Origin of the sequence: Klebsiella sp. Shm-1 (genome assembly GCF_040804525.1) — a bacterium.
In the GTDB taxonomy this organism is placed as follows: domain Bacteria; phylum Pseudomonadota; class Gammaproteobacteria; order Enterobacterales; family Enterobacteriaceae; genus Klebsiella; species Klebsiella pneumoniae.
On sequence record NZ_CP161823.1, the window covers coordinates 4,119,248 to 4,132,619 of the forward strand.

General features: G+C 57.9%; 14 protein-coding genes. 2 read left to right on the forward strand and 12 right to left on the reverse strand.

Annotated elements, in window-relative coordinates:
- Position 1: 1 nt before the first annotated feature.
- From AB1E37_RS20255 to nac, 5 genes are all read right to left on the reverse strand, one after another.
- The gene (locus AB1E37_RS20255; RefSeq protein ID WP_004222855.1) at positions 2–763 is read right to left on the reverse strand and encodes an amino acid ABC transporter permease; all 762 of its coding nucleotides are present in this window, start codon (positions 761–763) and stop codon (positions 2–4) included.
- Positions 764–768: 5 nt separating this feature from the next.
- Entirely contained in the window at positions 769–1,464 is a 696-nt protein-coding gene (locus AB1E37_RS20260) for an amino acid ABC transporter permease (protein ID WP_004222853.1), read from the reverse strand.
- Between the two features lie 23 nt (positions 1,465–1,487).
- Positions 1,488–2,240 (reverse strand): SDR family oxidoreductase, encoded by a 753-nt coding sequence (locus AB1E37_RS20265; protein ID WP_004222850.1) that lies wholly within the window; start codon positions 2,238–2,240, stop codon positions 1,488–1,490.
- 113 nt (positions 2,241–2,353) lie between these two features.
- The gene (locus AB1E37_RS20270) at positions 2,354–2,794 is read right to left on the reverse strand and encodes an acetyl-CoA carboxylase biotin carboxyl carrier protein subunit (RefSeq protein ID WP_223271226.1); all 441 of its coding nucleotides are present in this window, start codon (positions 2,792–2,794) and stop codon (positions 2,354–2,356) included.
- Between the two features lie 117 nt (positions 2,795–2,911).
- Positions 2,912–3,835 (reverse strand): nitrogen assimilation transcriptional regulator NAC, encoded by a 924-nt coding sequence (nac, locus tag AB1E37_RS20275; RefSeq protein ID WP_004222846.1) that lies wholly within the window; start codon positions 3,833–3,835, stop codon positions 2,912–2,914.
- A gap of 355 nt (positions 3,836–4,190) precedes the next feature.
- Between nac and AB1E37_RS20280 the strand changes: the two genes are divergently transcribed.
- Positions 4,191–5,393 (forward strand): pyridoxal phosphate-dependent aminotransferase, encoded by a 1,203-nt coding sequence (locus AB1E37_RS20280; protein ID WP_004222844.1) that lies wholly within the window; start codon positions 4,191–4,193, stop codon positions 5,391–5,393.
- Positions 5,394–5,617: 224 nt separating this feature from the next.
- Here AB1E37_RS20280 and AB1E37_RS20285 read toward each other — a convergent pair whose 3' ends face one another.
- Genes AB1E37_RS20285 through AB1E37_RS20300 form a run of 4 tightly spaced genes read right to left on the reverse strand, consistent with a single transcriptional unit; the run spans position 5,618 to position 8,931 of the window.
- On the reverse strand, positions 5,618–6,388 hold the full coding sequence (locus tag AB1E37_RS20285) for a 5-oxoprolinase subunit PxpA (RefSeq protein ID WP_004222843.1): 771 nt from the start codon (positions 6,386–6,388) through the stop codon (positions 5,618–5,620).
- A gap of 10 nt (positions 6,389–6,398) precedes the next feature.
- Positions 6,399–7,385 carry a biotin-dependent carboxyltransferase family protein gene (locus tag AB1E37_RS20290; RefSeq protein WP_004222841.1) on the reverse strand — a complete coding sequence of 329 codons (987 nt, stop codon included), beginning with the start codon at positions 7,383–7,385 and terminating at the stop codon, positions 6,399–6,401.
- Positions 7,382–8,089 carry a 5-oxoprolinase subunit PxpB gene (gene pxpB / locus AB1E37_RS20295; protein ID WP_004222839.1) on the reverse strand — a complete coding sequence of 236 codons (708 nt, stop codon included), beginning with the start codon at positions 8,087–8,089 and terminating at the stop codon, positions 7,382–7,384. Before pxpB ends, AB1E37_RS20290 begins: the two co-directional genes overlap by 4 nt.
- Before the next feature lie 2 nt (positions 8,090–8,091).
- Positions 8,092–8,931 carry an ABC transporter substrate-binding protein gene (locus tag AB1E37_RS20300; RefSeq protein WP_004222836.1) on the reverse strand — a complete coding sequence of 280 codons (840 nt, stop codon included), beginning with the start codon at positions 8,929–8,931 and terminating at the stop codon, positions 8,092–8,094.
- A 297-nt stretch (positions 8,932–9,228) separates the two neighbouring features.
- Between AB1E37_RS20300 and AB1E37_RS20305 the strand changes: the two genes are divergently transcribed.
- Complete coding sequence (locus AB1E37_RS20305; protein WP_004222833.1) at positions 9,229–10,149, forward strand: DMT family transporter; 921 nt, start codon at positions 9,229–9,231, stop codon at positions 10,147–10,149.
- Positions 10,150–10,209: 60 nt separating this feature from the next.
- Here the strand turns inward: AB1E37_RS20305 and AB1E37_RS20310 are convergent, their stop codons facing one another.
- From AB1E37_RS20310 to accB, 3 genes are all read right to left on the reverse strand, one after another.
- Entirely contained in the window at positions 10,210–11,481 is a 1,272-nt protein-coding gene (locus tag AB1E37_RS20310) for a Glu/Leu/Phe/Val dehydrogenase (RefSeq protein WP_032447354.1), read from the reverse strand.
- An 80-nt stretch (positions 11,482–11,561) separates the two neighbouring features.
- The gene (gene accC, locus AB1E37_RS20315; RefSeq protein ID WP_004222829.1) at positions 11,562–12,908 is read right to left on the reverse strand and encodes an acetyl-CoA carboxylase biotin carboxylase subunit; all 1,347 of its coding nucleotides are present in this window, start codon (positions 12,906–12,908) and stop codon (positions 11,562–11,564) included.
- An 8-nt stretch (positions 12,909–12,916) separates the two neighbouring features.
- Positions 12,917–13,372: an acetyl-CoA carboxylase biotin carboxyl carrier protein gene (gene accB, locus AB1E37_RS20320; RefSeq protein ID WP_004222825.1), complete on the reverse strand. Its 456-nt coding sequence runs from the start codon at positions 13,370–13,372 to the stop codon at positions 12,917–12,919.

The window sequence follows — 13,372 nt, forward strand, 5'->3', positions numbered from 1 at the left end:
CTTATTGAGTTTGTGATGGTGATGGGTCGAGAACCAGCGGCATGACCGGCTTTCCCATAGCGGACTGTGCACGTTGCCTCCTGCTGGCAATACGCAGCTCCAGGCGATTGGCCAGCCACGTCAGGCTAAAATTAATGATGTAGTAGCTCAGCGCTACGATGGCAAAGACCTGGAACGGTTTTGTCAGCAGCTGATTACTGACCTGGTTGGCCGCATAGGTCAGCTCCGGAACGTTAATAACGTAGCCGAGGGTACTATCTTTGATAATCGACACCAGTTGACTGACCAGACTTGGCAGCGCGTTGTACAACGCCTGCGGTAGAATCACCAGGCGCAGAGCCCGCACATGCCCCATTCCCAGCGCACGGGAGGCTTCATATTGCCCTGAAGGCAGCGCCTGGATCCCGCCGCGCACAATTTCAGCGATGTAGGTGCTCTCGTAGATAACCAGCGTACACAGCATCGTGCTGAAGCCGCTAATATTGTGGCCAATCAGCAACGGCACGCAGAAATAGGTCCAGAACACCACCATCATCAGAGGAATACCGCGTAGCAGATAGATCCAGCAGGTGACCGGCCAGCTCAGCCAGCGCCACGGAGAGAGGCGAGCGAGGCACAACAGCACGCCGACCGGGAAGGCGAACAGCACTGCCAGCAGCGACACCAGCAAGGTACACAGCACACCGCCAAGCGGACCATCAGGATATTGCCCCATCAGCAACAACAGGCCGTTATCATGCAGAATCGTGAAAAAATCAAACATATATATTACCTCGCATACGCGCGCTGAAAGCGACGGGCCAGCAGCGCCCCCATCCCCATCAGCAACAAAGAGAAGGCCAGGTAGCCTACCGTCGCCACCATATAAGCTTCGAAGGTACGGAAGGTCTGGTTTTCAATATCGCGCGTTACGTAAGTCAACTCGGTGACGCCAATGACCATTGCAAGGCTGGTATTTTTAAACAGCAGCACGGTGTGGTTAATCACCGATGGCAACGCATTACGGATCCCTTGTGGCAGAATCACCAGCCACATGGCGCGCAAATATCCCATTCCCAGCGCCCTCGCCGCTTCATTCTGGCCTTCGGGGATGGCACGCAGACCGCTGCGGATGTCTTCAGAGAAATAGGCCGCCTGGCACAATCCCAGCGCGACCAGCGAGAACAGAAACTCCGCATTCATCTCGTTGACCCACATCTGCAACGACTCAGGCAGCAGCGTCGGAATCGCGAAATACCACATCATCAGCTGAATAAGCGTCGGTACATTGCGGTGATAGGATACATACGCCGCGACCAAAAGCTGCGCGAAGCGCTTGTTGCTCAGACGGATCATCACCAGCACCAGCGCAATAAACATGGCCAGCAGCCATGCACCCAACGCCAGTTCCAGAGTGACGACGGTGCCATCAATAATCATCTGGCCGTAGTGGCCAGTCATCACGTTACTGAAGTCGAGTGCCATATATCCTCCTCGTTTGCCGTCATTCAGGACTCACGGTCACCAGGACGCATCGTGGATAGCCCACCGGGTACCTGCAGCGTCGGCGTGATCTCAATATTGCCGATGTTGACTGCCACCGGCGCGGCGAGCGCAAAGGCCACGCAGTCGGCGATATCTTTTGCTTCCGGCAGCTCGAAACCATCGATAAAGCGACGGCGGGCGTCTTCGTGATCGCCGGATACGTTACCGAATATCTCCGTCGCCACCCGCCCGGGGCAAATTTCGGTAATTCGTACCCGCTTGCCATAGCAATCGACGCGCAGCTGACGCGACAGCGCGTGCACTCCTGCTTTGGTGGCGTGATAGATGGAATTGCCATTGAAGTTATAAATCGCAGCGATGGAGGTAATATTAATGACGTGACCGCAGTCGCGCGCCACCATTCCCGGTACCAACAGACGACACAGGTGCAGCACGGCACGCAGGTTGACATCCACCTGGGTGTTGACCCAGTCGGCCTCGGCATCGAGAATCGATCCCGGATGAGAAACGCCGGCGTTATTCACTAGGATATCGACCTGCAGACCCTGGCACAGTGCGGTCAGCACCGATAGATCGCCGACGTCGACGGCGTGGGGAATGCAGCCAGTTCTGTCCGCCAGGGCGGCAAGCTGTTCATGGCGACGCGCGACCGCATGGACCTCAATGCCTTCCTGACAAAGGCGTTCGACAATCGCTTCCCCCATCCCAGCGGAAGCGCCGGTCACCAGGGCCACTTTATAATCTGAAAATGGCATATGAGCCTCTCCTGTTGCGGCAGACCGATCTGCCTTTGACGTTGTTTTTCTGACTGTATGCAGTTATGTCCAACGGGGATAAGACATAAATAGTTTGGCCCGATAAGGGGTCCTTATAACTTCGCGGAAGCGGCATCCGTGGGCAGCAGCAGCGCGATCTCGCTGCCGTACTCCAGCCGGCTGCCCGCCGGCGCCACAAGGTTTTTGAGCGTCCCGGCCACCGGGCTGCGCACCGGCAAATAGAGCGGCCCGACCTGCACCAGCGCGAGGATATCGTTTGGAGCAATGTGCTGCCCCTCGCTGACGAACGCCTCCCCATGGCTGGGGTGGCTCAGCAACAGGCGTCCCGGCATCGGGGAACACACCGATAGCGGGCGGATTTCGGCCGCCAGCGGCGGCAGAGGCGGCGGTTCGGCCATCGTTTTGCCACTGGGGTAGCGCAGGCGAACCGACCAGTCCGCGCCGCGCCACTCAAGCTCCCGCAGTCCGGCGTTATGCATCTTCTGCGCCAGCTGGCGCACGTCCTCAAAAGCTATCAGTTCTTTTTCCATCATGATTCCATCGCGCAAGGGTCAGAGCACGGCTGTGCCGCGCGCCAGAGTAGTGACTCTAGCGCGGGGATCGGAAGGGTTGATAAGAGGGTTTCGCTTTGAGGCAATAAGGGGGACTTATTATCCCACCAGGGTTAGCGGCCGGTTGTCCTCAGTCCGCTGCGCCATCAGGGAGAGCAAAATCCCCTTCACCGCCTCTGCGGGCTGTGAAAGCGGCAGATGATCGGACATACAGAACGAGAGCGAAGTGAGTACATTGGGTTCGACAATTCTCGCCATCCAGGCATTGGCGGGCTGGAGCATGGTGCGCGCCGCGGACTCCGGCATGATGGTGCCGCCGAGATCCGCCGCCAGCGCGGCGTTAAGCGTGGTCAAAGATTCAATCTCGCACTTCACCCGGTAGCTCAGTCCGGCCAGGGTAAAGGCGTCGTCCGCGGCTTTACGCATAATGTTATAAATCCGCGGTAGAAACAGATCGTAGCGGGCGACCTCCGCCAGGGAGATTTCGCGCCGGGACTCCCCCAGCGCGTGCGGACAGACGAAAAAAAGTTCTTCTTTCATCAGCGGTAGAAAACGCAATCCATGAATATCACGGTCACCGTAGATAACCGCCATATCCATCCGACCGCTCATAATCAATTCGCTGAGAGTGGTGCCAAAATTTTCATTGAAATAGAGCACAATCCCGGGATGCTGGCGCTGGACTTCTGTCAGCAGCGGGATCGCCAGCAGTTGGGCAGCTGTGCCCGGCGCCAGCCCGACAGAAACCTGACCGCTCAGGGCCTGGCCTGCACCGTCGATGGCGCTTTGCGCCTGCTCGCATTGGCGCAGAATCGCCTGAGCGTGGGTATAGAGAATTTTTCCGGCGTTGGTTGGCGTGACCCCTCGTTTGGTACGAATTAATAGCTGCTGATCGACTTCGCCTTCCAGAGTCGCCAGCTGCTGGCTGAGCGCCGGCTGAGCGATATGCAGAATGTCAGCGGCCTGCGTCAGGCTCCCGACGTCGACGATTTTAATGAAATATTTCAGGCGGCGAAGATTCATAGTAGCAGTCCCACATCAATACGTATCTCTGATGGCAAGCAAGATCGGTGCCATAGCCTAAGAGCACCACAGGCAGCCAATAGCGCCGCCATTTTCAGGCATCCCACGCTTCAACGCCGTTGCCTTTGCACCGTCGGAGTGCAGCGGCATATACCTGTTTGTCAACGGAATGCCAGGAGAACGATTTCCTTCGGTCATCGCATTGCGTTATGTCCCCACAACAAAGCGCTATTAGCTTGCCACCTTCGCCCCCCTCTATGCTGGCTGATGTGTATTAACCTCCTTCGCCGCACACGGTGGATTATTCTGCGCCGCGTGTGGGTTTGCTGACCTTAGAACCAGGAACCGCAGCCTCATGCCTGATATAGCCGATCGTCTCAAAAATGTTACCGTCTCCGCCTCCGTCGCCATGACGCAAAAAGCACGCGATCTCGCCGCGCAGGGAATCGATGTCGTTGGTCTGTCTACCGGCGAACCGGACTTTCCCACTCCTCCTCACGTGATCGATGCCGCCTATGCCGCAGCATGCGCCGGGGATACCCGCTACCCGCCGACGGACGGCACGCCAGCGTTGCGTGCGGCCATCCAGCGCAAGTTCCTGCGCGACAATGAGCTACGCTACGATATCAGCCAGATCCTGACCGCTGGTGGCGCCCGACAGATTATCTTCAACGCTATGATGGCGACCATTAACCCCGGCGATGAGGTACTCATCCCCATGCCATCCTGGATTAGCTACGCCGACATCGTTAAATTCGCTGGCGGCACACCGGTGCCAGTACCCTGTCATGAAGAGTACGGTTTTAAACCACTGCCGCAGGACGTCGAAGCAGCGATCACGCCGAAGACCAAATGGCTGCTGCTGAATTATCCCAGCAATCCGACTGGATCGGTCGCCACCCATGCCGAACTCCTGGCACTCGGTGAGACGCTGTTGCGTCATCCGCATATCTGGATCATGACCGACGATATTTATGAGCATCTGTTGTATGACGGCGTGAAATTCTGGACCCTGGCACAGGTGGAGCCCCGGCTGTACGATCGCGTATTGACAGTGAACGGCGTCTCGAAAGCCTATTCAATGACCGGCTGGCGGCTGGGTTTTTGCGGTGGCCCATTGACGCTGATTAAGGCGATGAGCAACGTCAATACGCAAAACAGCGGCGGCGTGACGACCCTGGCACAAGCGGGGTCCGTCGCCGCACTGGATGGCCCGCAGGGTCTGCTGGCAGAACGGGCGGAAATCTATCGCCAGCGCCGCGATTACGTGCTTGAGCGTCTTGCCGGAATTCCCGGTCTGCGATGCCATAAGCCGCAGGGGGCCTTCTATCTGTTCGTCAACATCGAGGCGTTTATCGGAAAAACCAGCGCCAGCGGCCATTTTATCGCCAGCGACGCCGATTTTGTGATGGCGCTGATTGAGGAGCAGCACGTGGTGACGGTACAGGGGGCAGCCTACGGCATGAGCCCCTACTTCCGCCTTTCTTACGCCACCAGTATGGAACGCCTGCAAACCGGTTGCGATCGCCTCGCGGCCTTCTGCGCGGGTTGCCGTTAAGCTGTAGCGCGCAAATTGTGCGCGCTAAGCAGAGTGAAATGCCTGCCTGGCGTCTGACCCGGCAGGCATTTTTTTATCGTTCCAGAGGGGCGCCGGGATGGATTCATACCTGGCGGGATGGCCAATGGGTTTTGACTGACCGTGGGTCCGAGAGCGCATAACGTAAAGGGAGAACAGGTAGTGGTCAGGGGCGCGATTTGCCCCCCTCGTGACGGGAAAAGGCTTTACTGCGCCAGCACCTCCGCCGCGGATGCTACCGTCGCACCGCAGGCTTCAATCTCACTACGAACCAGCGTCGCCAGCGCCAGCGAGCCCGGGGTATCGCTATGGACCAGGATCGAACGCGCACGTATCGACAGCGTATTGCCGCTAAAAGTGGTCACCGTTCCCTGCTGGAGAAACTGACGTACTCTGGCGCGCACCGCCGCTTCCTCTTTGATTAGCGAACCGGCAATACCGCGCGGGACAAGTTGTCCACGATCGTCGTAGGCCCGGTCAGCGAGAAACAGCGTCAGCACCGGCAATCCGGCAGCCTGTGCCGCCCGTTCAATGATAGTATCCGGCTGGCAGAAGATAATCAGTTGCGAATCGATCCGGGCGACGGCCTGCATCACCTGCAGCGCCAGCGCATCGTCACGGTTAATCATATTGCCCATTGCCGCGTGAAAACTCAGGTGAACTACCCGGGTACCCTCGGCGCGGGCAATGGCAGAGAGCGCGCCAAGCTGATATACCACCTGCTGGCAGATCTCATCGGCAGAGAACGCCATCTCTTTGCGCCCGAAGCCCTGGCGATCCGGCAGACCGGGGTGGGCCCCAATCCCCACGCCGCGCACTTTCGCCAGGCGTACCATCCGCGTCATGATCGCCGGATCCCCTGCGTGAAAACCGCAGGCGATGTTGGCAGAAGAGACCTTATCCATTAGCGCTGAATCATCACATAGCTGATAGACGCCAAAACCTTCTCCCATATCAGAGTTCACATCAATTTTCATGCTGAGTTCCTTATAAACCAACGACCTTGACCAGCGGCGCTATGCTGACGCGCAAACGCTGCAGCCAACGTTCAATTTCCTGCCGCACGGCGATGGCGGTAGACGTATCGGCCTGTACCAGTTGAATTGACTGCCCCGCCTGGAGCTGGCCCAGACGCCAGAGATCTTCTTCAATCACGCAGGCAATTTTGGGATAGCCTCCCGCGGTGTTGGCATCGCTTAACTGGATAATCGGTTCGCCGGCCGGCGGAACCTGTACGATGCCCGGTATCAGGCCATAGGAGCGCATTTCAACCGTTTCGGCTGGCAGGATAGGCTCTCCCGCCAGGCGATAGCCGGTTCGGTTGCTGTGCTGCGAAATTTTCCACGCCTGGCTCCAGAACCGCGATGCATCAGCGGCAAACAACGGATACTCGCCAGCGGGGATAGCTCGGATCTGGACATCGCCCTGTGCGTTGCGCGGGAAAAAGGCGTTTAAGGCCACTTCCGGCGGCTCAATGCCAATCCCGGAATCCGGGAGTGGCGCCCCCTGCCAGGGACCACAGGACAGCACGTCGCCGCGCTGTAGTTGCCGCCCCTCGAGTCCGCCGAAACCGCCACGCAGAGCGGTACTGCGCGAGCCCAGAACCAGAGGGACATCAATGCCCCCTGCCACGCATAAGTAGCCGCGTGCGCCGCGACGGGGAAAACGCAACTCAAGCACCTGTCCTTTACGTACCGCGCAGCCCCACCAGGCCGGTAGTTCATCGCCGTCGAGCCTTGCCCGGCAATCGGCGCCGGTGAGCGCGATCCAGGTGTCCGCCAGGAAACGCACGCGAAAGGGAAACATCTGAACTTCGATGGCCGCCGCATTCTCCTCGTTTCCCAGCAGGGCGTTACCGGCGCGCAGTGCCAGCGGATCCATCACCCCGCTCACTGAGACGCCAAGATGACGCCACGCCGGACGGCCTAAATCCTGAATCGTATTTAGCGATCCGCTTTGTTCAATCTCAATCACAGTTCGACTCTCTCAGGCAGAAAACGGATGATATCGCCTGGCGCCATCAATGCAGGAATGGCGGAGTGGGGGTTGAATACCTCAATTTCCGCGTAGCCGATTGCATTCCAGCCGTTCGGTCCGGTCAACACCGACACCCCCGCCTGTGGCCCGCCAATAGTGACCGTCCCTTTGAGCATATTCAGCGAAGGCACCTTTTTACGCGGCGTCGCCAGACGCGGATCCAGACCATGGAGATAGCCAAACCCCGGCGCACTGCCAAGCGCGACCACGGTATAGACCCCCAGCGAATGCCGACGAATAACTTCCCGGGCGGAAAAACCAGTATGCCGACATACCGCCTCGAGATCGGTGGCGTGTTCGCCACCGTAGCACACCGGGATATCAATCTGCCGCCCTTCGAGGTTGAGCGCCTGCGCGGACAGCCAGTACTCGTGTAACCGGCGCTCCACTGCCGTCGGTTCCTCCGGCGTGTCATGGAGCAATACCAGTAAATTGGTCACGCCGGGGATCAGGGATTCCACCGCCGGCCACTGTTGCAGGTTCTGCGCCATAGACCAGATACGGCGCTGTGCCGGAAGGTCAAAGGCACCCGGCGCTTCGATAAGCCAGGCCCGGCTGCCCATCATGGAAATCCGCGCCGGAGCGCTGGCATGAATTTCAACGCGGCGCTCGGGTAACAACGTTTTCGATGTCGGCGTCATACTTATTCCAGCGGTTCGAACGTAAGGCTGGACAACGGTTGTACCCGTTCTTCGCGGACCATTTTGTATTCGGTATTCGGTCCAATCCAGGTATTCCAGATCTTGTCGATCGTCCCGTCGTCATCCATCACCTTCAGGCTTTCATTGACGCTGGCCAGCAGTTGCGGTTCGCCCTGCTTCATCCCCACGCCTATAGGCTCTAGCGCCATCGGCTCTTTAATCATCGCCAGATTAATGCCGTCCTTTTTTGCCTGACCGATCATTTTGATACCGGTCATAGTGTTGGTGACGAAACCCAGCACCTTATTCTGTTCAAGGGCAAGGAACGCCGACGCCGCGTCCTGGAAGGTAACCGGTTTGCCGCCCTTCAGCACGATGGATTGTTCAGAGGTAGTGCCCTTGGTGGCGCTGATACGCTTGCCTTTAAAATCGGCAAGGGTTTTATCGGCATTCGCCTCTTTTACCAACAGCATCTCTTTCGCGACGTAGTAAGGGTCACTGAACTGAATCTGGCGGCCACGTGTTTTGGTATAGGCAAGGTTGGCGATCAGCACGTCGGCTCGCCCGGTGGCGATAATAGCAATACGCGCTTCCACGGAAGTAGGAACCAGCTGCGCCTTGACTCCCATCTGTTTTGCCAGCGCATGACAGAGTTCAACGTCCATCCCGACCAACTGGCGGGTTTTTGGATCCGGGGCAGAAAATGGCGGCACATCGGAATAGACCGCGCACTTCAGCTCACCGCGCGCATGAATATCCGCCAGCATGTCGGCGCGCGCGGCCCCGGACACTGCTACCAGCGTCAGAACCAGCGCTAAACCCGCATTTCGCTTCAGTTTCATTATTGTTTTCCTCGGTCTGGATAAAAGAGTACCGACACCCGGTAAAAGGTTTCCCGTTTCGCCGGTATGGCTAACCACTTATCGCGACTATATCGACATTGTTTCGGTGATGGGTAAGAGGGAAACGCTGTTGCGAGATAGGTGATTTATATGACGGCGCCGGCGCCGGGAGATAAGCAAAAGTTATCCTCACAGAACAAAATTATCTTATCTGCCTGCCCCGAGCGCCCTCTACTGTTACGCCATGCGCGACACCCACGCCGCGTCCCTCCGCGACCGTTAACCAAAGGTAGTCACATGAATGCCCGACTTGGGATTTATCTAAAAATACTCTCCGCGCTATGCGCTACATTAATGCTGGCCTGCGTCAAAGGATTGCAGGGGGCGATTCCCACCGGCGAGGTGATCTTCTTTCGCTCTTTTATTGCTATGTTTCCCCTGCTTATCTGGTTAAAAATTCAGGGCAACGTGCTGGCCAGTATCAAGACCAAAAATATTTTCGGCCATCTGATTCGCGGCTTTTCTGGTACCGGTGGGATGTACTTCAACTATCTGGCGCTGGTATCGATTTCTCTCGCCGACGCCACCGCCCTGAGCTACGCTGCTCCGCTCTTCACCGTCATCATGGCAGCCCTGCTGCTGAAAGAGCGGGTACGTTTTTCCCGTTGGCTGGGGGTTATCGTCGGTTTTTCCGGCATCCTGTTTATGCTCTCCGCCAGTTTAACCGCCAGCAGTTCTCTGTTCGCTGGCGGCCATCTGCAGCCCGGGATGGCTCTCGGCGTCGCGTTCGCCCTGCTTGCCGCTCTTTGCACCGCCACCTCCAACATTCAGATCCGTTTTCTCAACGGCATTGAAAAACCTGGCGCCATCGTCTTTTACTTCTCGCTGATGACCACCCTGATTGGTCTGGCAACCAGCCTGTTCGGCTGGGTACGTCCTACGCCGGGTCAGTTGCTGTTGCTGGTGGGCTGCGGCTTCTTCGGCGGCATGGCACAGATTCTGGTCACGCTGAGCCTGCGGTTTACCGACGCTTCGCTACTGGCGCCGTTTGACTACACCACGCTGGTCTGGTCGATGGTCATCGGTTATCTGTTCTTAAACAGCCTGCCCGGTTCTTCAACGCTGATCGGCGCAGGGATCGTAGCGCTGGCGGGGATATTCACCCTGTGGTGTGACCAGCGGCAACGGCGGGCGCATATCGCGCGCGCCTCTTCCTGACGCTTTCTGACTCTACCTATGGCCCCGCGCCGACAACGCAGGGCTTTTCATCGCCACGCCTCAGGAATACAGCCCGCGGTCTTTACTTGCCTGTAGGATCCGTTCGCAGGCCAGGGCCCAGGCGGCGGTACGCAGGGGGATTGCCAGCGCCTGCGCTTTTTGCCAGACGCTTTCGATAGCGTGGCGCATAATGGTATCCAGCCGAGCGTCGATCTCCTCTTCGCTCCAGAAAAGGCTGGAGAGATCCTGCACCCACTCGAAATAGCTGACCGTTACCCCGCCGGCGTTGGCAATAACGTCTGGAACCAGCACGATCCCCCGCTCAGCCAGCACGTCGTCAGCCTCCGGCAGCGTAGGACCATTGGCACCCTCCAGAATGAGGCGGCAGCGCAGCCCAGCCGCGAGTTCCGCGCTAATTTGCCCCTCCAGGGCTGCCGGAATCAGTATCTCGTACTCGAGACGCCAGAAAGCCTCTTCCGTCACGTTATCGGCACCGGGGAAACCAGCTATTGTGCCGTGCTCCTGTTGCCACGCCTGCAGTGCCGGGATATCGAGCCCGTTATGCTGATACAACGTCGCACGATGATCCTGTACAGCCACCACCCGCGCGCCAGCAGCATGAAACAGCCCGGCGCTGACGCTACCCACATTGCCAAAACCCTGCACCGCAACCCGGCTTTGCGCCACGGGGAGTCCCATTTTTTCCGCAATGTGACAGCCGGTGATAAACACGCCGCGCCCGGTCGCCTGTACCCGCCCCAGCGATCCGCCGAGATGGACCGGTTTCCCCGTCACCACGCCGGTCGCGGCTGTTCCGGCGTTGCGTGACCAGGTATCCATCATCCAGGCCATGACCTGGGCGTTAGTGCCGACGTCCGGCGCCGGAATATCCTGCCGAGGGCCGATTACTCTGCTGATTTCACAAGTGTAGCGCCGGGTCAAACGCTCCAGCTTTCTGTCGGATAGCGTCGACGGGTCGACGCGCACACCGCCTTTCGCCCCGCCGAACGGCAGATTGAGCGCCGCGCATTTCACGGTCATCCACGCCGCCAGCGCCATCACCTCCTGCAGGCTGACGTCGGGGTGATAGCGCACGCCCCCTTTGCCGGGTCCGCGAGAGAGATTATGCTGAACCCGAAAGCCTTCAAAATGGCGAATCGTCCCGTCATCCATTTCCAGAGGAACATCGACAATCAGCGCCCTTTCCGGGTGGCGCAGAGTATTGGCCCAGCGATTGAGATCGCCGGGCAGCGGCAGAACGCGTTCCACCTGGGAGAGATATATAGCCCAGGCACAATGGCTCTCACCCGTCACATAAGAGAGTGCAGACACAACTTACCTCCGGTTTTCCTGTAGTGATATTGATAGCGATAAATGAAGAAAGCCGCCCGGAGGCGGCTTTGGGGCTAAGTTCAGCGATTGAGCTCCAGTTTCTTTTCCAGATAATGGATGTTGCAGCCGCCAGCGCGAAAATGGTCATCCGCCATGATCCGCCGCTGTAGTTCAGCGTTGGTTTTGATGCCATCGATCACCAGTTCGCTCAGGGCATGTTCCATTCTCGCAATGGCCTCATTCCGGCTGTCGCCGATGACGATCAATTTGCCAATCATTGAGTCGTAGTACGGTGGGACGCAGTAACCTGCGTAGATATGAGATTCCCAGCGTACGCCGAAGCCACCTGGCGCATGAAAACGGGTAATTTTGCCGGGGCTGGGCATGAAGGTATGTGGGTCTTCGGCGTTAATACGGCATTCAATTGCATGACCGCGTAGGCTCACCTGCTGCTGGCTGATGGAGAGAGGCAATCCGGAGGCAATCCTCAACTGCTCTTTAATCAGGTCAATGCCGGTGATCATTTCCGTCACCGGATGCTCCACCTGAATGCGGGTATTCATTTCGATAAAATAAAACTCACCCTGCTGATAGAGAAATTCAAAGGTACCGGCACCGCGATAGCCGATGTCCAGACAGGCTTTGGCACAGCGCTCGCCGATAGCCTGGCGGATTTCCGCGGTGATCCCCGGCGCAGGGGCCTCCTCCACCACCTTCTGGTGGCGACGCTGCATTGAGCAATCGCGTTCGGCAAGATATATCGCCTGCCCTTGCCCATCGGCCAGAATCTGGATTTCGATATGGCGTGGATTCTCCAGATACTTTTCCATGTAGACCATATCATTGTTGAACGCTGCCTTTGCCTCGGCGCGCGTCATGTCAATGGCCTGCGCCAGCTCTTTCTCTTCGCGAACAACCCGCATCCCGCGCCCACCGCCGCCTCCGGAGGCTTTGACGATAATCGGGTAACCGATCCCGGCTGCCAGCCGGCGATTCTTCTCATGGTTATCGTCCAGCGGGCCATCGGAACCCGGTACGCACGGTACTCCAGCTTGCTTCATTGCCTGAATAGCCGAGACCTTATCCCCCATCAGGCGAATGGTTTCCGCTTTCGGGCCGATAAACACAAATCCTGAGCGTTCCACCTGTTCGGCAAAATCCGCATTTTCTGCGAGAAAACCGTAACCGGGATGAATGGCCGCCGCGCCCGTCACTTCAGCTGCCGAAATTACCGCCGGAATATTGAGATAGCTTTTGGCGGATGACGGAGGACCAATACAGACGCTTTCATCGGCCAGCAGCACGTGTTTTAACTCGCGGTCGGCAGTAGAGTGAACGGCTACCGAGCGGATGTTAAGCTCCCGGCAGGCGCGCAGAATACGCAGCGCGATTTCGCCACGATTGGCAATCACGATTTTGTCCAGCATGAGATCCCCTATTCAATCACTATCAGCGGCTGGTCGAATTCAACCGGTTGACCATCAGTAGCCAGAATCGCTTTAACGATCCCGCTGTTCTCTGCCGAGATTTGATTCATCATCTTCATCGCTTCGACGATGCACAGGGTATCGCCAATATTAACCTGCTGACCCACAGCCACAAATGGCGCCGCACCGGGTCCCGGAGAGAGATAAAAGGTTCCTACCATCGGGGATGACATGATGTGCTCCGTCGCAGGGTCAGATGCGATAGCCCTGGCCTGTGCGGCCTGAATCGGAATATCCAACTGCGGCTGGACGACGGCCGCGGATACGGCGGACGACCCAACCGCCGTGGGGCTGGAGATGGCGCGGCTGATACGCACGGAGCTTGCCCCTTCGGCAATTTCCAGTTCGCCAATGCCGGAGGCTTCAACCAGAGCGATCAATTTTTCAATGCTGGCAATATCCAT